The sequence below is a fragment of the Paracoccus sp. MA genome (assembly GCF_020990385.1).
In the GTDB taxonomy this organism is placed as follows: Bacteria; Pseudomonadota; Alphaproteobacteria; order Rhodobacterales; family Rhodobacteraceae; genus Paracoccus.
In genome coordinates this window covers 1,149,882-1,174,397 of sequence record NZ_CP087597.1, presented here as the reverse complement: position 1 = coordinate 1,174,397, position 24,516 = coordinate 1,149,882, and the positions used below count along the sequence as shown (strand labels likewise).

Here is a 24,516-nt window from a genome sequence, read left to right as displayed (position 1 = left end):
CCGGCGCGGATCAAGGCGGAGCAAGGGGACGGATGGCAGCCTATATCCTGCGGCGCTTGCTGCTGATCATACCCACGCTGATCGGCATCATGCTGGTCAATTTCACGCTGACGCAATTCGTCCCCGGCGGCCCGATCGAACAGATCATCGCCCGCGTCCAGGGCGAGGGCGACGCGCTGCGCAACATCACCGGCGGCGCCGGCGAGGCGCCGCAGAACACCGAATATGCCGGCGCCCGCGGCATCCCGCCCGAGCTGCTGGACCAGCTGGAAGTGCAGATGGGCTTTGCCAAGATCGTCTGCGCGTCCGATCATCAGGGCGAGCCTGACCTGAGGTCGCCCGATTGCGACAAGGAAAAGATCGGCGCGGCCGAGCGTTTCCTGATCATGCTGGGCAATTACGTCCGCTTCGATTTCGGCATCAGTTTCTTCCGCTCGATCTCGGTGATCGACCTGGTGCTGGAAAAGATGCCGGTCTCGATCACGCTGGGGCTGTGGTCGACGCTGATCGCCTATCTGATCTCGATCCCGCTGGGCATCCGCAAGGCGGTCCGGAACGGCACGCCCTTCGACACCTGGACTTCGGGTGCGATCATCGTCGGCTATGCCATCCCGGCCTTCCTGTTCGCGGTGCTGCTGATGGTGCTGTTCGCGGGCGGCAGCTACTGGCAGATCTTTCCGCTGCGCGGGCTGACCTCGGACAACTGGGCCGATCTGAGCCTTTGGGGCAAGGTCAAGGACTACCTGTGGCACATCGCCCTGCCGGTGACGGCCACCACCATCTCCAGCTTCGCCACGCTGACGCTCTTGACCAAGAACAGCTTCCTGGACGAGATCAACAAGCAATATGTGATGACCGCCCGCGCCAAGGGCCTGACCGAGGGCCGGGTTCTTTACGGCCATGTGTTCCGCAACGCCATGCTGATCGTGATCGCCGGGTTTCCGTCGATGTTCCTCGGCGTGTTCTTCGGCTCCTCGATCCTGATCGAGACCATCTTCTCGCTCGACGGCCTCGGGCGGCTGGGCTTCGAGGCGGCGGTGCAGCGCGACTACCCGGTGATCTTCGGCACGCTTTACGTCTTCGGCCTGCTGGGCCTGCTGGTCGGGATCCTCTCGGACCTGATGTATGTGCTGGTCGACCCGCGCATCGATTTCGAGCGGAGGGCCGGCTGATGGCGATGACCGAGCTGAACCGCCGCCGGCTGCGCAATTTCCGCCGCAACAAGCGCGCCTTCTGGTCGCTGGTCGTCTTCACCATCCTGTTCGTCGCCTCGCTGTTCGCGGAACTGATCGCCAACGACAAGCCGATCCTAGTCAGCTATCGGGGCGAGCTGCATTTCCCCGTCTATCGCTTCTATCCCGAGACCGCCTTCGGCGGCGATTTCGGCACCGAGGCGATCTATACCGATCCGGGCGTGCAATGCCTGATCCGCACCGGCGGAAGGCCCGAATGCTGGGACGACCCCGAGGCGACCGAGCAGGAGGCGCGCGAAACCGGCACGGTCGCGGGCGAGCCGATCGAGAAGGGCTGGATGCTCTGGCCGCCGATCCCCTATCACTATCGCACCATCAACAATGTCGGCACCGCCCCCAGCGCGCCGGACAGCGCCCATTGGCTGGGCACCGACGACACCTCGCGCGATGTGCTGGCGCGGGTGATCTACGGCTTCCGCCTGTCGATCCTGTTCACGCTGATCGTGACCGTGGTCGCCTCGCTTCTGGGCATCGCGGCGGGCGCAGTGCAGGGCTATTTTGGCGGGCGCACCGATCTGGTCTTTCAGAGATTGCTTGAGATATGGAGCTCAACCCCTTCTCTTTACGTGATTATTATCCTGTTCGCGATCCTGGGGCGAAGTTTCTGGCTGCTGGTCTTCGTCTCGATCCTGTTCGGCTGGCCGGCATTGGTCGGCGTGGTGCGGGCCGAGTTCCTGCGGGCGCGCAACTTCGAATATGTCCGGGCGGCGCGGGCGCTGGGGGTGAATGACCGCACGATCATGTTCCGCCATATCCTGCCCAATGCCATGGTGGCGACGCTGACCATGCTGCCCTTCGTGGTCACCGGCACCATCTCGTCGCTGGCGGCGCTGGATTATCTGGGCTACGGCCTGCCCAGCTCGGCCCCATCGCTGGGCGAGCTGGCCCTGCAGGCCAAGCAGAACCTGCAGGCGCCCTGGCTGGGCTTCACCGCCTTCTTCAGCTTCGCCATCATGCTGTCGCTGCTGGTGTTCATCTTCGAGGGCGTGCGCGACGCCTTCGACCCAAGAAAGACCTTCCGATGACGCCGGTTCTGGAAGTCAGCGACCTGCGGGTGGGGTTCCGGCAGGACGGGCAATTGGTGCCCGCCGTCAAGGGCGTCAGCTTCACCGTGGGCAAGGGCGAGACGGTGGCGCTGGTCGGCGAATCCGGCTCGGGCAAGTCGGTCACCGCCCTGTCGACCGTGCGGCTGCTGGGCGAGGCGGCCGAGGTCGCGGGCTCGGTCCGCTACGGCGGGCGCGAGCTTCTGGGCGCTTCCGAGCCCGAGCTGCGCCGGGTGCGCGGCAATGACATCAGCTTCATCTTCCAGGAGCCGATGACCTCGCTGAACCCGCTGCACACGCTGGAGCGGCAGCTGGCCGAAAGCCTGGCGCTGCATCAGGGGCTGCGCGGTGCGGCGGCGCGGGCGCGGATCATCGAGCTGCTGACCCGCGTCGGCATCCGCGACCCGGAAACGCGGCTGGCCGATTATCCGCACCAGCTCTCCGGCGGCCAACGCCAGCGGGTGATGATCGCCATGGCGCTGGCGAACGGGCCGGAGTTGCTGATCGCCGACGAGCCGACGACGGCGCTGGACGTGACCATCCAGGCGCAGATCATGGAGCTGCTGGCCGAACTCAAGGCTGCCGAGGGGCTGTCGATGCTGTTCATCAGCCACGATCTTGGCCTGGTGCGCCGCATCGCCGACCGGGTCTGCGTGATGAAGGGCGGCGAGATCGTCGAGCAGGGCCCGGTCGAGCAGATATTCTCCGATCCGCAGCACGACTATACCCGCATGCTGCTGGCGGCCGAGCCCAAGGGCCGGGCCGAGCCGGTCACCGGCGATGCGCCGCAGATCGTGGCGACCCGGGACCTCAAGGTCTGGTTCCCGATCCAGCGCGGCTTCCTGCGCCGCACCGTCGGCCACGTCAAGGCGGTGAACGGCGCCACGCTGTCGGTCCGGGCAGGCGAGACGCTGGGCATCGTCGGCGAATCCGGCTCGGGCAAGACCACGCTGGCGCTGGCGATCATGCGGCTGATCGAAAGCGACGGGCCGATCCTCTACATGGGCCGCGACATTTCCAAGGTGCCGGGCCGGGCGCTGCGCGGCCTGCGCCGCGACATGCAGATCGTGTTCCAGGACCCCTATGGCAGCCTGTCGCCGCGCATGACGGTCGAGCAGATCATCGCCGAGGGCCTGGGCGTGCATGGCGTCGAACCCGGCCGCAACCGCCGCGAGATGGTGGACGAGATCATGCGCGAGGTCGGGCTGGACCCCGCCACTATGCACCGCTATCCACATGAATTCAGCGGCGGCCAGCGCCAGCGCATCGCCATCGCCCGCGCCATGATCCTGAATCCCAAGCTGGTGGTCCTGGACGAGCCGACCTCGGCGCTGGACATGACCGTGCAGGTGCAGATCGTCGAGCTGCTGCGCCGCTTGCAGAAAAAGCACGGGCTGGCCTTCCTGTTCATCAGCCATGACCTGCGCGTGGTGCGTGCCATGTCGCACCAGATCATGGTCATGCGCGCCGGCGAGGTGGTCGAGCAGGGCGCGACCCAGGCGGTCTTCGACCATCCGCAAAGCGACTATACCCGCCGCCTGATCGAGGCGGCCTTCCTGACGGCCATCGCATGAAAATCCTGTTCGTCCACCAGAATTTCCCGGCGCAGTTCCTGCATCTGGCGCCGGCCCTGGCGGCGCGCGGCCATCACGTGCTGGGCCTGACGGACGAGACGAACCCGCGCCCCTCGCCGGTCCGCGTGGTGCGCTACAAGGCGCCGGGCGAGCTGAAGCTGCCGCCGATGCTGGGCCGCACCTATAGCGACCATGCCGAGCGCGGCTGGCTGGCCGCGCGCGGCTGCCGGGCATTGCGCGACCGGCACGGCTATACGCCCGACGTGATCTTCGGCCATAGCGGCTGGGGCGAGACGCTGTTCCTGCGCGAGATCTGGCCCGAGGCGAAGCTGCTGGTCTATGCCGAACTCATGTATCGCACCCGTGGCCACGACGTCGGCTTCGACCCCGAGATCAGCCCGGACAGCGACGAGGGGCGGGTCAGCACCGTCGCCCGCTCGGCGCATCTGATCCAGGGGCTGGTGCAGGCCGATGCCGGGCTGGCGCCGACCGAATACCAGGCGAATTCCTTTCCGCCCGAGCTGCGCGGCAAGCTGACGGTGATCCATGACGGTATCGACACGCTGAAGGTCTGCCCCAATCCGCTGGCCGAATTCCTGCTGCCCGACGGGCGCAAGCTGCAGGCCGGGGACGAGGTGCTGACCTATGTCTCGCGTTCGCTGGAGCCCTATCGCGGCTTTCACCGCTTCATGCGCGCGCTGCCCGAAGTGCTGCGGGCGCGGCCGGATGCGCAGGTGGTGCTGGTCGGCGGCGACGGCGTCAGCTATGGCGGCCTGCCCCGGGACGCGGCCAGCTGGAAGGAAAAGCTGCTGGCGGAACTGGACGGCCGGCTGGACCCGGCGCGCGTGCATTTCATGGGCCGCGTGCCCTATCCGCAATATCTGGCGCTGCTGCAGGTCGCCCGGGTGCATTGCTACCTGACCTATCCCTTCGTGCTCAGCTGGTCGCTGACCGAGGCGATGGCGGCGGGCTGCTATGTCGTCGGCTCGGATACCGAGCCGGTGCGCGAACTGGTCCGCGACGGCGAGAACGGCCGGCTGGTGCCGTTCTTCGACCAGCCGGCGCTGGAGGCGGCGCTGATCCGCGGGCTGGCCGGCGATCCCGATGCCGCGCGGCTGCAGGCGGCGGCGCGGCAGACGATCCTGGACGGCTATGACCTGCACCGGCACAGCCTGCCGCGGCTGATCGACTGGGTCGAGAGCTTCGCGCCCTGAAGCGTTTCCGGGGACAATCGGCGTCCACCTGCTGGAAATGCCTTAAAGCTCGATCTCGCTTTCCGGGTCGCGCTCGGGCAGCGGCTGCGGCGCGCCGGGATCGTCCGGGCGCGGGTTCAGGCGCGGATCGTCCCCGGGCGGCGGGCGCAGCATGTCGCGCAGCGTATCGCCCACCGGCGGCGGGGGCGGCGCGTCGGCGCGGCGGCGGATCAGGATATCGCCGTTTTCCAGCCGCTCGGGCGCCTGGTAATGGCGCACGTCGTCCATCAGCTTGCCGATATCCTGCAGCACCGGCGCGACCGAGCCCAGCGTGTCGCCCAGGTCCCGGCCAAGCCGGTCCAGATGCGGTTCGGCCCGATCCAGCAGATTGCGCATGAAGTTTTCCAGACCGCGTTCCAGCGTGTCGGATTCCGGGGCGGGCGTCGCCTCGGGCGTCATCTCGGGCGGCGGCTCGTCGGCCAGCGGCGGCTCGTACTCCTGCGCCATGGCGGCGGGGGACATGAGCACGCAGAGCATCAGGGCGAGAACGGGATTGCGCATAGGCCGGTCCTTCGGCTGTTCGCAGGGGAAACGGGCGCCGGTCCGGGCGGGTTCCCTCAGGCCGGGCGCATCCGGTGCATGTTGCGGAAATTCTCCCAGGCCTCGTTCAGGGCGCGGGTGCGGGCCTCGGCCAGGCGGATCGCCTCGGGCGGCAGGCCGCGGGCCAGGGCGCGGTCGGGGTGGCTTTCACGCACCAGTTCGCGCCAGCGCCGCCGCGCCTCGGGCAGCGGCGTGTCGGGCGTCACGCCCAGCACCTCGCAGGAAGGGCAGCCCTGCCGGCGGTCGTGGCGGGCGCGGATCGCCGCCACCTGCGCGGGCGGCAGGCCGAAGATGCGCGCCACCTCGTCGATGAAGATGATCTCGGCTTCGTGCAGGTCGCTGTCGGCGACGGCGATGATGAACAGCCCCTCGACCACATCGGCCAGCACCGGGTCGCCCGGCGGGAACATGGCCGCGATGCGCCGCGCCCAGGCGTCGAAACCGGCGACATCCTGCCGCGCCAGGTCGAAGACCCGGGCGGCGTTCTTTTCCTCGGAACGGGGGATGATGAAGACGCGGCGAAAGGCCGCCACCTCGGAACGCGCCACGGCGCCGTCGGCCTTGGCGAGCTTGGCCCCCAGCGCGATCACCGCGATGGTGAAGGCCACCGATTTCTCGGGCGGGGTGGCGGCACGGCGCGCGCCGACGATCGCCGCCAGCCGGTCGGCGATGCGCTGCCAGAAGCTGCGCGGCTTGGGCAGTTCGGGGCAGGTCTTCTGCGGGTCCTTGATCGCGGCATCCATGGCAGCAGCCTAGGCGGGGCGGGATGCCAAGTCCACTGACATTCCCGCCAGTTACGAGGCGTTACCTGCGGCTTTCCAGCGCCGCCTTCACGACCAGCACCACCAGCGCAATGACGGTCAGGGTCGAGGCGGCGGCAAAGGCGCCGGTGGTGTTGAGGTCGTTGAACATCAGTTCGATCTGCAGCGGCAGGGTGTTGGTCTGGCCGCGGATCGAGCCCGAAACCACCGAGACTCCGCCGAATTCGCCCACTGCGCGGGCCGTGCACAGCACCGCGCCGTAAAGCAGCGCCCAGCGGATATTGGGCAGGGTGACGCGGGAAAACACCTGCCAGCCGCGCGCGCCCAGGGTGACTGCCGCCTGTTCCTGTTCCGAGCCCTGTGCCTGCATCAGCGGCAGCACCTCGCGCACCACGAAGGGGGCGGTGACGAACATGGTGACCAGCACGATGCCGGGCAGGGCAAACATCACCTTCAGGTCATGCGCGGCCAGCCAGGGGCCCAAGAGGCCCTGCCGGCCGTAAAGCAGCAGGTAGCAGATGCCGGCGATGATCGGCGAGATCGAGAAGGGGATCTCGATCAGCACCATCAGCAGCTTGCGCCCCGGAAAGCGGAAGCGGGCGATGGCCCAGGCGGCGGCGATGCCGAAGGCGATGTTGACCGGCACCACGATCACCGCGACCACCGTGGTCAGCCAGATCGCATGCAGGACCAGCGGATCGGCAATGTTCTTCAGATAGACCGCCCAGCCCTCGGCGAAGGCGCGCCAGAAGATGAAGGCCAGGGGCGCCACGACAAAGATCGCCGTCAGCACGAAGGCCAGCCCGATCAGCAGGCGCGGCACCGTGCGGCTTTGGCCGGGGGCATGGGTAAGGGCGAGGGTGCTCATCACCGGGCCTCCAGATGGCGGGCGGCCCGGAACTGGATCAGGTTCGACAGCGCCAGCAGGATCAGCGCAATGAGCAGCAGCACCAGCGCAATGGCGGCTGCGCCCTGATAGTCGTATTCCTCCAGCCGGATGAAAGCCAGCAGCGCCGCGATCTCGGTCTTGAAGGGCAGGTTGCCGGCGATGAACACCACCGCGCCGAACTCGCCCAGGGATCGGGCGAAGGCCACGGTCGAGCCCGCCAGCCAAGCCGGCAGGATCGCCGGCAGCACGACGCGGCGGAAGATGGCGAAGGGCCGGGCGCCCAGCGTCATCGCCGCCTGTTCCAGCGCCGGGTCCAGATCCTCCAGCACCGGCTGGATGGCGCGCACCACGAAGGGGATCGAGGTGAAGGTCATCGCCAGGATCACGCCGCCCAGCGTATAGACCAGCTCGATCCCCGCCCCGGTCAGCGGCGCGCCGAACCAGCCGTTCGCCGAATAAAGCGCGGTCAGCGAGATGCCGGCGACGGCGGTCGGCAGGGCGAAGGGAATGTCCATCAGCGCGTCGAGGATGCGCTTGCCCGGAAAGTCGTAGCGCGTCAGCACCCAGGCCATCAGCAGGCCGTAGAAGGCGTTGAAGACGGTGGCCGCGGCGGCGGCGGTCAGCGTCACCCGCAAGGCCGCCAGCGTGCGCGGCGCGGTGACGATGGCCCAGAACCGTGCCGGGCCGATCTCGGCCCCTTTCAGCACCAGCGCCACCACCGGGATCAGGATCACCAGCGCGACGTAAAGCAGCGTCGTGCCGAGGCTCAGCGAGAACCCCGGCAAAACGCGTTTCGCGCGGATGGGCGCGGCGGCGGCGGTCATTGGTTGACGAAGACCTTGTCGAGGATGCCGCCCTCGACCAGATGCTCGGCCGTGACCTTGTCCCAGCCGCCGAAGACCTCGTCCACGGTCAAGAGCTTCACCTCGGGGAACTCGGCGGCGTATTTCGCCGTCACCGCCTCGTCGGTGGTGCGGAAATGGTTCTCGGCCAGCGTCTCCTGCGCCTCGGGCGAATAGAGCCAGTTGAGATATTCCGTCGAGATTTCGGTGGTGCCGTTCTTCTCGGCATTCTCGGTCACCACGGCGACCGGGAAGGCGGCGAAGAGGCTGGTCGCCGGCGTCACCGCCTCGAAGCCCTGCGCCTCGTATTGCTTGGCAATGGCCTTGGTCTCGGCCTCGAAGGTGATGAGCACGTCGCCGATATTGCGCTCGGCGAAGGTCTGGGTGGCGGCGCGGCCGCCGGTGTCGAAGACCGGCACGTTGGCAAAGATCTTGCCCACGAATTCCTGCGCCTTCTCGGGCGTGCCGCCCTCTTGCGTCAGGGCATAGGCATAGGCGGCCAGATAGGTATAGCGCCCGTTGCCGCTGGTCTTAGGATTGGGGAACACCGCCTGCACGTCGTCGCGCGCCAGGTCCGCCCAGTCCTTGATGCCCTTGGGATTGCCCTCGCGCACCAGGAAGGCCGGCAGCGAGTAATAGGGCGAGGCGCCGTTGGGCAGGGCCTCGCGCCAGTTCTCGGCCACCAGCCCGCCCTCGGCCAGCACGTCCACGTCGGTTTCCTGGTTGAAGGTCACCACATCGGCCGGCAGCCCCTCGAGGATGGCGCGCGCCTGTTTCGACGAGCCGGCATGGCTTTGGTCGATGGTCACGTCGTGGCCGGTCTTGTCCTTCCAATAGGCCTGGAATTCGGGGTTCAGCGCCTCGAACAGCTCGCGGGCGATGTCATAGCTGACATTCAGGATCTTGTCCTGGGCCAGCGCCGGGGTGGACCCCAGCAGAAGCGCCAGCGCGGCGACGTGAATCTTGCGGATCATCATAGGCTTTTCTCCTTGCGGGGGAATTCGGCGGCGGCGGCCTGCGGCGGCAGGGCGCGGGGGCCGGGAAAGATCGTGCCCGCCTCGGGGCGCAGGTTGACGCGGGCGCCGGGGACGAGGCCCTGCGCCTCGGGCGCGCGGCGGGGCAGGTCGATGCCGAAATGACCGGTGCCGTCGGTCAGGTCCAGCCGCAGCAGGGCGCCGTTGCTGGTGCGGTGCGCGACCTGCCAGCGCCCGGCGGGATCGGCCAGCGGGGTCACGTCGGCGGGGCGCAGGAACAGCGTGGCCGGCCCGTCGGGCAGGGCGCGGCGCGGCAGGCGGCTGCTGTCCAGCCCCTGCGCCTCGGCGCGGCCGGCCTGCAGCACCACCGGCAATTCGATGGTCGCGCCCATGAAGCGGGCGACGAAGGGGCTGGCGGGGTGGTCGTGGATCTGGTCGGCATTGCCGATCTGCTCGATCCGGCCCTCGCCCATCACCACGACGCGGTCGGCCAGCTCGAAGGCTTCCTCCTGGTCATGGGTGACGAAGATCGTGGTCGAGCCGGTCTCGTCATGGACATCGCGCAGCCAGGCGCGCAGGTCGCGGCGCACGGCGGCGTCCAGCGCACCGAAAGGCTCGTCGAGCAGCAGCACCGTGGGCTCGATGGCCAGCGCCCGGCCAAGCGCGACGCGCTGGCGCTGCCCGCCCGAAAGCTGCGCCGGGTAGCGGTCGCCCAGATGCGCGATCTGCAGAAACTCCAGCAGCTGGTCCACCTTGGCCGCGATGACCGCCTTGCCCGGCCGCTGGGCGCGCGGGCGCACGGTCAGGCCGAAGGCGATATTGTCGCGCACGCTCATATGCGGGAACAGCGCGTAATGCTGGAAGACGAAGCCGATGCGGCGGTCCTGCGCCGCCAGGTGCAGCCAGTCCGCGCCATGCACCACCAACCCGCCCGAATTCGGCCATTCCAGCCCGGCGATGATCTTCAGCAGCGTGGTCTTGCCCGAACCCGAGGGCCCGAGCAGCGCCACCAGCTCGCCCGATTCGATGGTCAGGTCGATGCCGCGCAGCACCGCGGTGCCGTCGAAGCTTTTGGTCATGTGCTCGATGACGATGGACATGGCGCCTCCGTTTTCGGGCCAGAGGTAACGGGCCGGCCGGGGCCCGGCAAGGCGGCCGGGCCTCTGGCGCATGGGCGGGCGGCGAATGTTTTCCCAAGCCCGGCCGGGCGGAGGACCGCTGTTCCCGGCCCGCCGGGCCCCGGGCGGAAACCGTCCGGGCCGGGGCAGGCGCGCAAGCGCATTCTTCCTTATTTTTCATGCCGCCCTGCGGCGCGGGGCTTCGCAATCCCGCGGGCCGCTGCTAGGGTCCGGCGCGCAGGCGGAAAGGACGGCGGACGATGGATGGCGGGGATCTGGTGATCAGGCGGGAAAGCCCCTTGGGCGGGGATCTGGCGCTGCTTTTTCAGCGCCATACTGCCGACATGCATGCCGACACGCCGCCGGAATCAATCCACATGCTGCCGCGCGCCGCGCTCGACACGCCCGAGATCGCCTTCTTCGTGCTGCGCGAGGGCGGCGTGCCCCTGGGCATGGGCGCGGTCAAGCGCATCGCCGCCGATCATGGCGAGATCAAGTCCATGCATGTGCTGGCCGAGGCCCGCGGCCGCGGCCATTCCCGCTGTATGCTTCAGGCGCTGATCGACCATGCCCGGTCCGAGGGGATGGCGCGGCTGAGCCTTGAGACCGGGGTGCAGCCGACCTTCATCGCCGCGCGCGGGCTTTACTTGCGGGCGGGTTTCGTCGAATGCCCGCCCTTCGGCGATTACCGGCACGATCCGAACAGCGTCTACATGACGATTGGCCTGGGCGGTTCGGATTGAACGGTTGATTCAGCCGCCATCCTGCGCCATGACTGCCGCCGTGCGGGCCCGTAGCTCAACTGGATAGAGCAGGGACCTTCTAAGTCCAAGGTTGAGGGTTCGAGCCCTTCCGGGCCCGCCAATGGCATCATGACGCTTTGGGCCGACATGCAGCGGCCGGCTTTCCTATAAAGCGGGCTCGTATCAGGCCGCTCTGCTCCGCTGCCTTCCGGGCGTCACGCCGGAGCGGATGCCGCGGCCTTCCCTTCCACAGCCAGCCGGCATCATAAGGCGGTGTCGCCGTCTCGCCGCGGCGGCGTTTGGCGGGCAGCAGCGGGCGCGGCAGCATCAGGCCCGGCTGCCGGATAGGCGACCGAAGCCCGGCAGCCGGCCTTCGCCGGCGCAGGATCGCCGTCCGGGGGCGGCGGGGGCCAGAAAAAAGGCCGGCCAATGGCCGGCCCCAGGTGCCTTGCGGCTGGCCCGGCGCTTACTGCACCAGGGCCTTGTGATGCTGGGCGTGGCGCACCGCCAGCTTGCGGCCCATCCGTCCCGAGGCCAGCAGGCGCGCGCCCTGCGGCAGGTCGTCCTCGGCCCGGTCGCGCAGCTCCGGGAACAGCGCGAAGATCTCGGCCTGGGCCTCGCGGCCGACGGATTTCAGCGCCTCGGGGCCGGTGTAAAGCGACTCGGTCTCGGCGCCTTCGGACAGCACGATCTCGTGCCGGTCGAAAAGGAAGTGGAAATATTCCACCGCCTCGATCTCCTGGGCAATGTCGATGCCGTCGATCTGCAGAAGCTGCTTGGCGGCGACCAGAACCTCGGCGGCGCCGAACATCTTCTGCGCGATCTTCGAGCGCACCAGGATGCGATGCTGGGGCGAGACGATCAGGTCGCGCCCGGGCAGACCCTGTCCGAGCGCGCCGGCCGAGATGCGGATCGGGCGCAGGTTCGGGCTGGTCTCCAGCATGCGGCTGCCCACCACGCGCGAGCCGACCCAGCGCACCGGCTGCAGCCCGTGGTCGCGGGTCATCACCAGCATGCCGGGCCGCAGTTCCTCGACCGGAAGCGGGCCGTGCTCGGTCTCGATCAGCGTGCCGCGGGCAAAGCAGGGGAAGCAATGCCGGTCGACGAAGATGCCGTCATAGCACAGGTCGTAATTGCTCGACTTGCTGGGGAAGTTGACCGAGACGATGGGCCGGGTGGTCAGCGCCTCGACCTCGGCCGCCGACGCGCCCTTGGGCGGCGGCATCAGGAAGGTGTGGCCGGCCGAATCCTGCATGATGCGGACCGGCAGGTGCAGCGTCTCGTAGCTGCCGTCCGGGTTGCGGAAGGTCACTGCGGTGTTCTTGACGATGAAGGTCGAATCGACCTTGTAGCTCGAGACGTTGCCGTCGCCATCCGCGTCATGGCGGATCGGCTCCGACAGAAAGCCGAAGGGGCCGTCATTGGTGCGGATGACGCCGTCGCGGTTGACGTCGACGGCGCTGACCTCGACCAGGTTGCGCGCCAGCGGGTCGGTCTGCGAGCCGAAGCTCTTGCCGCCAAGGGTGCTGCTAGCCTTTTCGGCGCCGGGGGAAAATTCATTGGGATCCATATCGGGCAGCTTGCCGAGATAGATCATGTTTTCGCAGTCGGGGCCGGTCGGGCCGCAATGATGACCGTGGCCGCCATGCTTAAAAGACATATCAACACTCGCTATTCAGATACGCGCCCGTTCCCGGGGCCGCGTAATCGGTTGCCTCGCGCGTCTGGCTGCCGGGCAAGCGAGATCCTTCGCCGAAATCGACGTTCCAGCCGAAATTGGCCGGACAAGCCTGTCAGGAGGCGCGACGCGCAGTATCGGGTCAACAGGACGCCGACATCAATTTGTCTAGAATATGGCGATTTTATCGCAAGGGGAAAAACTGAACCGTTCGGTTAAAAATCTAGTAAATTCATAATGGTTAACGAGCCTGCGGGGGCGATATCGATGAATTGTCAGGGAAATTGTTCGCGGCCTCTTTCCGGCGTTATGTCGAAAAGATTGCGCACGGCCTGCGGCTGTGGCGCAAATGCGGCGGGGCTGGGGGCCGAAAAACGAAAGGGCCGGGCGAATGCCCGGCCCTCGCGATAGGTCCTGTCGGCTGCGATTATTCGCGATTGCCGAGGAACTGCAGCAGGAACATGAACAGGTTCAGGAAGTCCAGATAGAGCTGCAGCGCGCCCATGATCGCGGCCTTGCCGAGGAAGTCGCGGTCCGAATTCGCCAGCTGCAGATAGGTGTTCTTGATGTTCTGCGTGTCATAGGCGGTCAGGCCAGCAAAGATCAGCACGCCGATCGCCGAGATGGCGAACTGCATGGCGCTGGACTGCAGGAACAGGTTCACGATCATGGCGACGATCAGGCCGATCAGGCCCATCATCAGGAAGGTGCCCATCCCCGACAGGTCGCGCTTGGTCGTGTAGCCGTAAAGCGACAGCCCGGCGAAGGCGATCGCGGTGATCAGGAAGGTCTGCACGATCGAGAACGAGGTATAGGCGGCGAAGATCCAGCTGATCGAGATGCCCATCACCGCGGCGAAGGCATAGAACAGCGTCGTCGCGCCCTGCACCGACAGGCGGCTCAGCGCGGCGCCGAAGGCAAAGACCATGACCAGCGGCGCGAACATCACCAGCCATTTCACCGGCGACAGATACAGCGTCTTGCCGAATTCGGTCAGGTAATGGCCGTTGCCGAGCGCCCATTGCGTGGGCGTGTCGGACAGGGTCAGCCCGGCCATCCCCCAGGCGGTGCCGGCGGTGACCAGCATGCCCACGGCCATCAGGCCATAGACCTTGTTCATATAGGCGCGCAGGCCCTCATCCACGGCAGCCGAGCGCGTCGCGGTCCCGGCCGTGCGGATCGAATTGTAGTCTTGCATAGGTTCTCCCCGGTCGAAAATCGCGGTGCGGCCCGGATGGCCCACCATCCACGCAGATATTGGCGAAGGATGCAGATTTTTCAATGCGCGGGGAGAGGTTTCGGGGGCATTTGACGAAAATTTCAGATGCTAACGATCACCTTGCCCGTCGAACGCCGGCTTTCCAGCAGTTCATACCCCTCGGCCAGCCGTTCCAGCGGCAGGGTCGCGCCGACATGCGGCCGCAGGCGGCCGGCACTGTAGAGCGCGAAGAGCGCGGCGATGTCCTGGCGCAGCAGCGCGGGGTCGAGCTTGCGATAGCCGCCCCAATAGAAGCCGTGGACGGCGATGTTCTTGACCAGGGCATGGTTCAGCGGCAGGGCCGGGGGCTTGCCGCCGGCAAAGCCGATGACCAGGAAACGCCCGCCGGGGCGCAGGGCGCCGAAGGCGGCCTCGCCCGGCGCGTCGCCCACCGGGTCGTAGACCACGTCGACGCCGCCCAGATCGCGCAGCGCGGCGCGCAGGTCGGGGCAGGTGTCGCTGTCGATGCATTCCGCGGCCCCCGCCGCCCGCGCCACCGCCAGCTTTTCGGCGCCGCGCGCCACGGCGATCACCCGCGCGCCGAGCGCGGCCCCGATCTCGACCGCCGTCAGCCCGACGCCGCCCGCCGCGCCCAGGACCGCCAGCGTCTCGCCGGGGCGCAGTCCGGCGCGCAGCGTCAGCGCGAAATGGCTGGTGCCGTAGGCGATCAGGAAACCGGCCGCCTCCTCATAGCGCATCGCATCGGGAATCGGGTGGCAGCACTCGGCGGGAAACAGGTTGGCCTCGGCCATGGTGCCCTGGCTTTGGACCACGACGCGCGTGCCCGGCGCCAGCGCCACGCCGGGGCCGGCGGCCAGCACCTCGCCCGCGCCCTCCAGCCCGGGAATGAAGGGCAGGGGCGGGGTTTCCTGATAGCGCCCCCGGGTCATCAGCAGATCGGCGAAATTCAGCGCAGCCGCCCGCAGCCTGACCAGCACCTCGCCGGGGGCGGGCTGGGCCAGCGCCAGTTCACCCGCTACGGGAGAGCCGGACATTTCCTTGATTTGCATCATTTTCCAGGTCGTCTGCATGATTCCTCCTGCCCTGCCGCCGCGCCGGCTGCGCCGCTTTCTTCCATGTTTCCCGCGGGTTCGGCCAGCCTTTTTCAGGGCCTGTAATCGCTTGTCTTTTTGGACAAGTGGGCATTATCAAGCTCGAAAATTGCGTCAATCTGGTGTAGCGCCCGTTTAGATTGAGTGAGGTGTTACCATGAAACATAACGTGGATGTCCATGTCGGAAAGCGGATCCGTCATCGCCGATGGATGATCGGCATGACGCAGCAGCAGCTTGCCGAGAAGGTCGGGATCAAGTTCCAGCAGATCCAGAAATACGAGACCGGGATGAACCGCGTCTCGGCTTCGCGGCTTTGGGACATCGCGCAGGCGGTGGATGTGCCCGTCAGCTTCTTCTTCGAGGGGCTCGAGGACGGCCATGTGCAGAACACGGTCGAGGGCGACATCCTTGCCGACAAGGAGGCGCTGCAGCTGGTCCGCGCCTATTACGCCATGCCCGAGGCCCAGCGGCGCCAGATCTTCGAACTGGCCCGCGTGCTTTCGGACGCGGCCTGAGCCGGACCGCCGCCGTTCCCAGGCTTTCGCTTGCGGGACGCAGCGGCTAAACCTGCGCCCGAGGCAGAACTGCGGGGGCAGGCGATGACAAGCGCGAACAAGACCATTCCCGTCGAGGAGGCTGAGCGGATCGTGGCCGTGGCGCATCGCCTGGCCGATGCCGCGCGCGTCGAGACGCTGAGCCTGTTCCGCAGCCCGGCGCTGCGGCCCGACAACAAATCCGCCACCGGCTTCGACCCGGTGACCGAAGCCGACCGGGCCAGCGAGCGCGCCATGCGCGCCATCCTGGCCGCCGAGCGCCCCGAGGATGGCATCCTGGGCGAGGAATACGGTGTCCAGAACGGACAAAGCGGCCTGAGCTGGGTTCTTGATCCCATCGACGGCACCCGCGCCTTCATGGCGGGGGCGCCGAGCTGGGGCGTGCTGATCGGGGTCAGCGACGCGCGGGGGCCGATCTACGGCATCGTCGATCAGCCGCATCTGGACGAGCGTTTCGAGGGCGGGCTGGGCCATGCCCGGCTGATCTCGCGCGCGGGGACGGTGCCGCTTCGGGCGCGGCAGGGCGTCGCTCTGGCCCAGGCCACGCTGATGACCACCTATCCCGAGGTCGGCAGCCCCGCCGAGCACGCCGCCTTTTCGCGGGTCGCGGCCCGGGCGCGGCTGGTCCGCCACGGGCTGGACTGCTACGCCTATGCGCTGCTTGCCGCCGGCCATGTCGATCTGGTGATCGAGGCGGGGTTGCAGCCCTATGACGTGGTCGCGCCGATAGCGGTGGTGCAGGCGGCGGGCGGCGTGGTGACCGACTGGCAGGGCGGTCCCGCGCATGGCGGCGGCACCATCCTCGCCGCGGGTTCACAGGAATTGCACGCTGAGGCGCTAACGCTTCTGAAGGGCGATTGAGGCCCGTCCGCAAGGCCCCTATGGTGCCGCTAACCGTCCAGCCCCGAACTCCGAGAGGAGCCTGCCGATGACCGAGCCGCGCGACGCCGAGACCGAGACCTCGGAAGCCGATTTCCAGCTGAGCCGGCGGGATATCGACGCGATCAACAGGGCCATAGACGAGGCCGACGGCCCGGCGCTGGACGGGCTGCTCGAACCGATGCACGCCGCCGATATCGCCGACCTGATCGAGCAGCTGACTCCGGCCCGGCGGCGCGAGTTCCTGCAGCTCTATTCCGGCGAGATCGACGGCGAGATCCTGTCCGAGATCGACGAATCCATCCGCGAGGAGGTGATCGAGCAGCTGCCGCACGAGGTGGTGGCCGAAGCCGTGCGCGAGATGGACAGCGACGACGTCGTCGACCTGATCGAGGATATGGAGGCGCCCGAGCAGCAGGCGATCCTGGCGGCGCTGGACGAATCCGACCGGGCCGCCGTCGAACGCTCGCTGACCTGGCCGGAATATTCGGCCGGCCGCCTCATGCAGTCCGAGGTGGTCACGGCGCCCGAGCACTGGACCGTGGGCGAGACCATCGACTTCCTGCGTGCCGAGGAATGGCTGCCCGACCAGTTCTATCACGTCGTGCTGGTCGATCCGCGCCGCCACCCGACCGGCTATGTCACGCTGGGCAAGCTGCTGGCCTCGCGCCGCCATGTGCCCCTGCGCGACATCGCCGAGGACAGCTTCCGCACCATCTCGGCCCGCCAGGACGAGGGCGACGTGGCCTATGCCTTCAACAAGTATCACCTGATCTCGGCCCCGGTCGTGGACGACGACGACCGGCTGGTCGGGGTCATCACCATCGACGACGCCATGTCCGTGCTGGACGAGGAGCATGAGGAGGACTTTCTGCGCATGGCCCGCGTCTCGGACGAGAGCCATGTTTCGGACGGTCCCTTGCAGACCGCGCGCCAGCGGCTGCCCTGGCTGGTGATCAACCTTTGCACCGCCTCGCTTTCCGCGCTGGTGATCTCGCGCTTCGAATCCACGCTGGCGCAGCTTGTGATTTTGGCGGCGCTGATGCCCATCGTCGCCTCGACCGGCGGCATCGCCGGCACGCAGTCGCTGGCCGTGGCGGTGCGGGCGCTGGCCACGCGCGAGCTGACCAGGGCCAATGCCCGCCGCGTGATCTTGCGCGAGCTGGTGGCGGGGCTGCTGAACGGGTTGGGACTGGCCGTGCTGCTGACCCTGGCCGGAACGTTCATCCTGGGCAATCTGCAGATCGGTCTGGTGCTGGGCATGGCGATGATCGCCAACCAGATCGTTGCGGCCATGGGCGGGGTGCTGGTGCCGCTGGGCCTGAGCAAGCTGGGACTGGATCCGGCACTGGCATCCGGAACATTCGTCACCACCATGACCGACATGATGGGATTCTTTGCATTTCTGGGGCTGGCGACGTGGATCCTGATATGAAGGCCGCCTTGCGGCAGCAGGCGCTGGTGGCGCGGGTGCAGGGCGGCGACGATGCCGCGCTGACCCGGAACCTGACGGCGGCGCTGGCACCGCATCGCGGCAAGGTGCTCGCCGGCTACTGGCCGATGCGCGGCGAGGCCGATCCGCACCCGGCCATGGCGATCCATGACGGCCCGGTCTGCCTGCCGGTGGTGATCGGGCCGGCGCAGCCGCTGGAATTCCGTGCCTGGGACGGGCGGCTTGAACCCGGGCGATTCGGCACCAGCCACCCGCCGGCCGATTCGCCGGTGCTGCGCCCCGAGGTGCTGATCGTGCCGCTGGCCGGCTTCGACCGGGCGGGCCATCGGCTGGGCTATGGCGGCGGCTTCTACGACCGGACGCTGGCGCAGCTGCGCGCCGGGGCGCCGGTCGTGGCCATCGGGCTGGCCTATGCCGTGCAGGAGATTCGCGCCATCCCCGCCGAGCCGACCGACCAGCCGCTGGACCTGATCGTCACCGATGGGGGTGTCATCCTGCCGCAGCCGGAAAAATCGCATTGCGCGAGTTTGGGAACAAATTTGCAACCCTGACGCCCGGCGGCTGGGGATAAGCCTGTGGAAACCGCGTGAGCGGCGGCGGGGAACCTTGCCAGATCGCTTGGCTTTTCGGCTTTTGTCGGGATTTGCCAGTTGTTAACAATGCACTTGCAGCGAATCCCCGCCCCTGGCCGAGGGTCTGTTTCGACGCTGCTGTCCAGCAAAATTTTATGTTGAAAAGCGTCATCTCTCGGGTCAATTTGTGGCCCAGGCCGGTGGCGCCACCAGATCTTGTGTCCTTCCCGACATCCGATCCGGTTCGGCGGCAAGGGGCAGAGATCAGGAAATAAGCTTTCGGGGTGCCGGGCGATCCGGCTGCCGGACCCGTGCCTTGCGGCGCGGGCGGCGGCGGACCGGCTGCGCGGTCCGGGGCGCGGATGACGGGGGACAGTCAGGGCATGCGGATCGAACGGCGCTTTACCACGGCCGAAAGCGGGGCTTACGGCGCGCTTTCCTTTACCACCACCACCAGCGAGATCCGCAACCCCGACGGCAAGATCGTCTTCCGCAACGAGGCGGTGGAGGTGCCGCAGGGCTGGAGCCAGGTGGCCTCGGACGTCATCGCCCAGAAATATTTCCGCAAGGCCGGCGTGCCGGCGCGGCTCAAGCGCGTCAAGGAGAAGGGCGTGCCGGAATTCCTGTGGCGCTCGGTTCCCGACGAGGAGGCGCTGGCCGGGCTTCCCGAGGAGGCGCGCTATGGCGGCGAGACCAGCGCCCGGCAGGTCTTCGACCGGCTGGCCGGCGCCTGGGCCTATTGGGGCTGGAAGGGCGGGTATTTTTCGAACGAAGAAGACGCCCGTGCCTATTACGACGAGATGCGCTTCATGCTGGCGGCGCAGATGGGGGCGCCGAACAGCCCGCAATGGTTCAATACCGGACTGCACTGGGCCTATGGCATCGACGGACCGTCGCAGGGCCATTTCTATGTCGATTACAAGACCGGCAAGCTGGTCAAGTCGGACAGCGCCTATGAGCATCCGCAGCCGCATGCCTGCTTCATCCAGTCGGTCAGCGACGACCTGGTGAACGAGGGCGGCATCATGGACCTCTGGGTCCGCGAGGCGCGGCTTTTCAAATACGGCTCGGGCACGGGCACCAATTTTTCGTCCCTTCGAGGGGAGGGCGAGAAACTGTCGGGCGGCGGGAAATCTTCGGGGCTCATGGGCTTCCTGAAGATCGGAGACCGCGCAGCCGGCGCGATCAAATCGGGCGGAACGACCCGGCGCGCGGCAAAGATGGTGATCTGCGACATGGATCACCCCGACATCGAGCAGTTCATCAACTGGAAGGTCATCGAAGAGCAGAAGGTCGCCTCGCTGGTGGCCGGCTCCAAGATGCACGAACGGAAGCTGAACGAGATCTTCGCCGCGATCCGCGGCTGGGACGGCAGCATCGAGGATGCCACCGACCCGGCCCGGAACGCGGCGCTGAAATCGGCGATCCGTTCCGCCAAGCGCAGCATGATCCCGGAGACCTATGTCAACCGGGTTCTGCAATACGCCCGCCAGGGCTTTGATTCGATTGAGTTTCCGACCTATGATACCGATTGGGACTCGGAAGCCTATGTCTCGGTCTCGGGGCAGAATTCCAACAACTCGGTGCGGGTGACGGATGCCTTCCTGCGCGCGGTCCGCGACGACCTGCCCTGGGAACTGGTGCGCCGCACCGACGGCACGGTGGCGAAGACCGTGTCGGCGCGTGCGCTCTGGGATCAGATAGGCCATGCCGCATGGGCCTGCGCCGATCCGGGCATCCAGTTCCACGATACGATCAACGCCTGGCATACCTGCCCGGACCACGGGCCGATCCGGGCCTCGAACCCGTGCAGCGAATACATGTTCCTGGACGACACGGCCTGCAACCTGGCCTCGATGAACCTGCTGACCTTCTGGGACGGCAAGGAATTCGACGCCGACGGCTATGTCCATGCCAGCCGGCTGTGGACCGTCACGCTGGAGATCTCGGTGCTGATGGCGCAGTTCCCCAGCAAGGAGATCGCGCAGCGCAGCTACGATTTCCGCACGCTGGGCCTGGGCTATGCCAATATCGGCGGCCTCCTGATGAACATGGGCTTGGGCTATGACAGCGAGCAGGGCCGGGCGCTCTGCGGGGCGCTGACCGCGATCATGACCGGCGTGGCCTATGCCACCTCGGCCGAGATGGCGGCCGAGCTGGGGCCGTTCCCCGGCTACAAGAAGAACGCTCGCCACATGCTGCGGGTGATCCGCAACCACCGCGCCGCGGCGCATGGCACCGGCGCCTATGAGGGCGTGAACGTCCGCCCGGTCGAGCTGGACGCTGCGAACTGCCCCGACCCGCGGCTGGTGGCGCTGGCGCAGGGCGCCTGGGACGAGGCGCTGACCCTGGGCGAGGAGCACGGCTTCCGCAACGCCCAGGCGACGGTGATCGCGCCCACGGGGACCATCGGGCTGGTGATGGATTGCGACACCACCGGCATCGAGCCCGATTTCGCGCTGGTGAAGTTCAAGAAGCTGGCCGGCGGCGGCTATTTCAAGATCATCAACCGCTCGGTCCCGGCGGCGCTGGAGACGCTGGGCTATGGCTCGGCGCAGATCGAGGAGATCATCGCCTATGCCGTGGGCCATGCCAGCCTTGGCAATTGCCCGGGCATCAACCATGCCAGCCTGATCGGCCACGGTTTCGGTCCGCGCGAGCTGGAAAAGATCGATGCGGCGCTGGCCTCGGCCTTCGACATCCGCTTCGTCTTCAACCAGTGGACGCTGGGCGAGGCCTTCTGCCGCGAGACCCTGGGCATCCCGGCCGAGAAGCTGAACGACCCCGGCTTCGACCTGCTGCGGCATCTGGGCTTCACCCGGGCGCAGATCGACGCGGCGAACGACCATGTCTGCGGCACCATGACGCTGGAGGGCGCGCCGCATCTGGACCCTGCGCACTACCCGGTCTTCGACTGCGCCAATGCCTGCGGCAAGAAGGGCACCCGCTACCTGTCGGTTGACAGCCATATCCGCATGATGGCGGCGGCGCAGAGCTTCATTTCGGGCGCGATCTCCAAGACCATCAACATGCCGAACAGCGCCAGCATCGCCGATGCGCTGGCCGCCTATGAGCTGAGCTGGTCCCTGGGCATCAAGGCCAATGCGCTTTACCGCGACGGCTCTAAGCTGTCGCAGCCGCTGGCCTCGGCGCTGGTCGAGGATGACGAGGAGGCCGAGGAGATCCTGGCCAGCGGCAGCCTGCAGGAAAAGGTCGCGGTCGTCGCCGAGAAGGTGGTCGAGAAGATCATCGTCAAGGAGGCGGTGCGCAGCCATCGCGAGAAGCTGCCGCAGCGCCGCAAGGGCTATACCCAGAAGGCGATCATCGGGGGGCACAAGGTCTATCTGCGCACCGGCGAATATGACGACGGCAAGCTGGGCGAGATCTTCATCGACATGCACAAGGAAGGCGCGGGCTTCCGGGCGATGATGAACAATTTCGCCATCGCCGTCTCGGTGGGCCTGCAATACGGCGTGCCGCTGGAGGAGTTCGTCGACGCCTTCACCTTTACCCGCTTCGAGCCGGCGGGCATGGTGCAGGGCAATGACAGCATCAAGAATGCGACCTCGATCCTCGATTACGTGTTCCGCGAGCTGGCGGTTTCCTATCTGGACCGCACCGATCTGGCACATGTGAAGCCGCAGGGCGCGCGCTTCGACGATCTGGGCGGCGGCGAGAGCGAAAGCCAGCCCAATCTCGCCCCGGTCAGCGAAGGCGCCTCGCGTTCGCTGGAGATGCTGCGGCAGATCAGCTCGACCGGCTATTTGCGCAAGCGCCTGCCGCAGGATCTGGTGGCGCTGCAATCCGGGGTCTCGGTCGCGGCGGTTTCGACGGCGGAGGGTGCGGCTGCGGTGGGCGTCGTCACCCTGGATGCGCGTGCCAAGGCCCGGATGCAGGGTTATGAGGGCGATCCCTGCGGCGAATGCGGCAATTACACGCTGGTCCGCAACGGCACCTGCATGAAGTGCAACACCTGCGGCGCGACCAGCGGCTGCAGCTGAAGCGGGCCCCCGGGTCCGGGCGCATGGTGCGGCCGGGCCTTCCCGAAACGAAAGGGCAAGCCATGGAACTGCTCGTCGGCGTGCGGCGCATCACCCCCGCCGCCATTCACCCGATCCCCGGCGGGGTCGAGGCCGAGCTGCGCGGCGATGCGGTCCTGTCGCTGCTGGATGCCGCCTTTCACGGCGCGGGCCGGATCGAGATCCTGGGCGGCGAGCTGGACCGCCGGCCGATGGACGTGGCGGGGATCGAGATGCGCGGCGCCTCGACCCTCGTCACGCTGCTTTGCGCCGGCGAGGCCGCGCGGCTGAACTGAAGATCATCGCTGCGATGAAACCTGTTCCGCGTCCCTCGGGCCGCGGAACTTTTTTCATGTTCCGGCCCCTGCGCCCGGCATTGCCCGCAAGTCACGATCAGTTCATCCTTTGCGAGCGTGGTTCATTTGCAACGGGGTCGAAAATCCCCTTGAACATGAGCATATTGCCGGGGTGCCGGCATCTCCGCCCCGGCCTGGAAGGAGACAATCCAGATGAACAGACCTTCGTCCCGCCATCTTCTGACCGCTTCGGGTCTTGCGCTGCTGCTGGCGCTGTCGCCCGCCATCGCGCAAGAGCCGGGGGCGCCCGCGGCCCAGTCCGCGCAGGAGGCGGCGAACAACAACCAGCCGCTGACCGCGCCCGAAAGCCAGGCCCGCCAGCAGCGGGTCATGCCGGAAAGCTTTGCCGATCTGGTCGAGCAGGTCAGCCCGGCGGTCGTGAACATCACCACCACCTCGACGGTCTCGACGCCTCTGGCCCGCGGGCCGCAGCTGCCCGAAGGCAGCCCGTTCAGCGACCTGTTCCGCGAATTCGGCTTTCCCGGCTTCCCCCCCGGCGAGGACAACCCCTTCCAGCGCGGGCCGCAGCGCGAGCAGCGCTCGAACGCGCTGGGTTCGGGCTTCGTCGTCTCGCCCGAGGGGCTGATCGTGACCAACAATCACGTCATCGACGGCGCCGACGAGATCGAGGTCGAATTCTTCTCGGGCCAGCGGCTGCCGGCCAAGGTGATCGGCAAGGACGACAAGACCGATGTCGCCGTGCTCAAGGTGGAAAGCCCCGAGCCCTTGCCCTTCGTCAAGTTCGGCGACAGCGACCAGGCGCGGGTGGGCGACTGGGTGCTGGCGCTTGGCAACCCGCTAGGGCAGGGCTTCTCGGCCTCGACCGGGATCGTCTCGGCCCGCAACCGGGCGCTGTCGGGCACCTATGACGATTTCATCCAGACCGATGCGGCGATCAACCGGGGCAATTCCGGCGGGCCGCTCTTCAACATGGACGGCGAGGTGATCGGCGTGAACACCGCGATCCTGTCGCCGAATGGCGGCTCGATCGGCATCGGCTTCTCGATGGCTTCGAACGTGGTCAGCAAGGTGGTCGAGCAGCTCGAGGCCTTTGGCGAGACGCGGCGCGGCTGGCTGGGCGTCAAGATCCAGCCGGTGACCGACGACATCGCCGAATCGCTGGGCCTGGCCGACGCCCGGGGCGCCATGGTCACCGATGTGCCGGCCGGTCCCGCCGCCGATGCCGGGATGAAGGCCGGCGACGTGATCACCAGCTTCGCCGGCGGCGAGGTCAAGGACCCGCGCGACCTGGTGCGCCGGGTGGCCGACGCGCCGGTGGGCGAGGCGGTCGATGTCGTGGTGCAGCGCGACGGCAAGCCGGTCGAGCTGCAGGTGACGCTGGGCCGGCGCGAGTTGGCCGAGGGCACCGGCAGCGGCAAGGTGGACAGCGCCGAAGAGGCCGCGAGCGACCTGATGGGCATGACACTGGCGCCGCTGACGCCGGAGATCGCAGGCGAGCTTGGGGTGTCGCGCGACATGCAGGGGCTGGTGGTGCAATCGGTCGATCCGGCCGGCGCCGCCTCGGACAAGGGCCTGGTCGCCGGCGACGTGATCACCGAGGCGGGCCAGCAGCCGGTGGCCACGCTGGCCGATCTGGAGGCGCGCATCAAGGAGGCGCGCGAGGCCGGGCGCAAGTCCATCCTGGTCATGGTGCGCCGCGCCGGCGAGCCGCGCTTCGTCGCCCTGCCGGTCGAATGAGCGCA

The 24,516-nt window shown here is 67.5% G+C and carries 21 protein-coding genes and 1 tRNA gene; 13 read left to right on the top strand and 9 right to left on the bottom strand.

Going from position 1 to position 24,516, the window contains the following annotated elements; translation table 11 throughout:
- Window positions 1-32 precede the first annotated feature (32 nt).
- Genes LOS78_RS05895 through LOS78_RS05880 form a run of 4 tightly spaced genes read left to right on the top strand, consistent with a single transcriptional unit; the run spans window position 33 to window position 5,084 of the window.
- On the top strand, window positions 33-1,172 hold the full coding sequence (locus LOS78_RS05895; protein ID WP_230376104.1) for a microcin C ABC transporter permease YejB: 1,140 nt from the start codon (window positions 33-35) through the stop codon (window positions 1,170-1,172).
- Window positions 1,172-2,278, top strand: coding sequence for an ABC transporter permease (locus tag LOS78_RS05890; protein ID WP_230376103.1), 1,107 nt, complete (start codon window positions 1,172-1,174; stop codon window positions 2,276-2,278). The genes LOS78_RS05895 and LOS78_RS05890 overlap by 1 nt, the downstream gene beginning before the upstream one ends.
- A complete protein-coding gene (locus LOS78_RS05885; RefSeq protein ID WP_230376102.1) occupies window positions 2,275-3,870 on the top strand; it encodes an ABC transporter ATP-binding protein in 1,596 nt (531 codons plus the stop codon). Before LOS78_RS05890 ends, LOS78_RS05885 begins: the two co-directional genes overlap by 4 nt.
- Complete coding sequence (locus LOS78_RS05880; RefSeq protein WP_230376100.1) at window positions 3,867-5,084, top strand: glycosyltransferase; 1,218 nt, start codon at window positions 3,867-3,869, stop codon at window positions 5,082-5,084. Before LOS78_RS05885 ends, LOS78_RS05880 begins: the two co-directional genes overlap by 4 nt.
- Before the next feature lie 42 nt (window positions 5,085-5,126).
- Here LOS78_RS05880 and LOS78_RS05875 read toward each other — a convergent pair whose 3' ends face one another.
- The 6 genes from LOS78_RS05875 to LOS78_RS05850 form a co-directional block, all read right to left on the bottom strand.
- Window positions 5,127-5,624: a hypothetical protein gene (locus LOS78_RS05875; protein WP_230376098.1), complete on the bottom strand. Its 498-nt coding sequence runs from the start codon at window positions 5,622-5,624 to the stop codon at window positions 5,127-5,129.
- A 56-nt stretch (window positions 5,625-5,680) separates the two neighbouring features.
- Window positions 5,681-6,406, bottom strand: coding sequence for a molecular chaperone DjiA (locus LOS78_RS05870; protein WP_028711395.1), 726 nt, complete (start codon window positions 6,404-6,406; stop codon window positions 5,681-5,683).
- A gap of 61 nt (window positions 6,407-6,467) precedes the next feature.
- The gene (gene cysW, locus LOS78_RS05865; RefSeq protein ID WP_028711394.1) at window positions 6,468-7,292 is read right to left on the bottom strand and encodes a sulfate ABC transporter permease subunit CysW; all 825 of its coding nucleotides are present in this window, start codon (window positions 7,290-7,292) and stop codon (window positions 6,468-6,470) included.
- Complete coding sequence (gene cysT, locus LOS78_RS05860) at window positions 7,292-8,137, bottom strand: sulfate ABC transporter permease subunit CysT (RefSeq protein ID WP_028711393.1); 846 nt, start codon at window positions 8,135-8,137, stop codon at window positions 7,292-7,294. Before cysT ends, cysW begins: the two co-directional genes overlap by 1 nt.
- Window positions 8,134-9,132 carry a sulfate ABC transporter substrate-binding protein gene (locus tag LOS78_RS05855; protein ID WP_230376096.1) on the bottom strand — a complete coding sequence of 333 codons (999 nt, stop codon included), beginning with the start codon at window positions 9,130-9,132 and terminating at the stop codon, window positions 8,134-8,136. The genes cysT and LOS78_RS05855 overlap by 4 nt, the downstream gene beginning before the upstream one ends.
- Window positions 9,129-10,229, bottom strand: coding sequence for a sulfate/molybdate ABC transporter ATP-binding protein (locus LOS78_RS05850; protein ID WP_230376094.1), 1,101 nt, complete (start codon window positions 10,227-10,229; stop codon window positions 9,129-9,131). The genes LOS78_RS05855 and LOS78_RS05850 overlap by 4 nt, the downstream gene beginning before the upstream one ends.
- Window positions 10,230-10,507: 278 nt before the next feature.
- On the opposite strand from LOS78_RS05850, the gene LOS78_RS05845 reads away from it, so the two are divergent.
- On the top strand, window positions 10,508-10,990 hold the full coding sequence (locus LOS78_RS05845) for a GNAT family N-acetyltransferase (protein WP_230376093.1): 483 nt from the start codon (window positions 10,508-10,510) through the stop codon (window positions 10,988-10,990).
- A 44-nt stretch (window positions 10,991-11,034) separates the two neighbouring features.
- Window positions 11,035-11,111 (top strand) — tRNA-Arg (locus LOS78_RS05840).
- Between the two features lie 345 nt (window positions 11,112-11,456).
- Here LOS78_RS05840 and LOS78_RS05835 read toward each other — a convergent pair.
- The 3 genes from LOS78_RS05835 to LOS78_RS05825 form a co-directional block, all read right to left on the bottom strand.
- The gene (locus tag LOS78_RS05835; protein WP_198019300.1) at window positions 11,457-12,650 is read right to left on the bottom strand and encodes a Hint domain-containing protein; all 1,194 of its coding nucleotides are present in this window, start codon (window positions 12,648-12,650) and stop codon (window positions 11,457-11,459) included.
- Between the two features lie 445 nt (window positions 12,651-13,095).
- The gene (locus LOS78_RS05830; RefSeq protein ID WP_028711389.1) at window positions 13,096-13,866 is read right to left on the bottom strand and encodes a Bax inhibitor-1/YccA family protein; all 771 of its coding nucleotides are present in this window, start codon (window positions 13,864-13,866) and stop codon (window positions 13,096-13,098) included.
- A gap of 122 nt (window positions 13,867-13,988) precedes the next feature.
- Window positions 13,989-14,957: an NADPH:quinone oxidoreductase family protein gene (locus tag LOS78_RS05825; RefSeq protein WP_230376091.1), complete on the bottom strand. Its 969-nt coding sequence runs from the start codon at window positions 14,955-14,957 to the stop codon at window positions 13,989-13,991.
- A gap of 178 nt (window positions 14,958-15,135) precedes the next feature.
- Here LOS78_RS05825 and LOS78_RS05820 point away from each other — a divergent pair, with 178 nt between their 5' ends.
- From LOS78_RS05820 to LOS78_RS05790, 7 genes are all read left to right on the top strand, one after another.
- Window positions 15,136-15,495, top strand: a complete 360-nt coding sequence (locus tag LOS78_RS05820) for a helix-turn-helix domain-containing protein (protein ID WP_028711387.1) — start codon at window positions 15,136-15,138, stop codon at window positions 15,493-15,495.
- Window positions 15,496-15,579: 84 nt separating this feature from the next.
- Window positions 15,580-16,395, top strand: coding sequence for an inositol monophosphatase family protein (locus LOS78_RS05815; protein ID WP_028711386.1), 816 nt, complete (start codon window positions 15,580-15,582; stop codon window positions 16,393-16,395).
- A gap of 67 nt (window positions 16,396-16,462) precedes the next feature.
- Window positions 16,463-17,848: a magnesium transporter gene (gene mgtE, locus LOS78_RS05810; RefSeq protein WP_028711385.1), complete on the top strand. Its 1,386-nt coding sequence runs from the start codon at window positions 16,463-16,465 to the stop codon at window positions 17,846-17,848.
- On the top strand, window positions 17,845-18,417 hold the full coding sequence (locus tag LOS78_RS05805) for a 5-formyltetrahydrofolate cyclo-ligase (protein WP_230376090.1): 573 nt from the start codon (window positions 17,845-17,847) through the stop codon (window positions 18,415-18,417). Before mgtE ends, LOS78_RS05805 begins: the two co-directional genes overlap by 4 nt.
- 404 nt (window positions 18,418-18,821) lie before the next feature.
- On the top strand, window positions 18,822-22,439 hold the full coding sequence (locus LOS78_RS05800; RefSeq protein ID WP_230376089.1) for a vitamin B12-dependent ribonucleotide reductase: 3,618 nt from the start codon (window positions 18,822-18,824) through the stop codon (window positions 22,437-22,439).
- Between the two features lie 62 nt (window positions 22,440-22,501).
- Window positions 22,502-22,753 carry a hypothetical protein gene (locus tag LOS78_RS05795; RefSeq protein ID WP_028711382.1) on the top strand — a complete coding sequence of 84 codons (252 nt, stop codon included), beginning with the start codon at window positions 22,502-22,504 and terminating at the stop codon, window positions 22,751-22,753.
- A 213-nt stretch (window positions 22,754-22,966) separates the two neighbouring features.
- Window positions 22,967-24,511 carry a DegQ family serine endoprotease gene (locus LOS78_RS05790; protein ID WP_230376087.1) on the top strand — a complete coding sequence of 515 codons (1,545 nt, stop codon included), beginning with the start codon at window positions 22,967-22,969 and terminating at the stop codon, window positions 24,509-24,511.
- Window positions 24,512-24,516 lie beyond the last annotated feature (5 nt).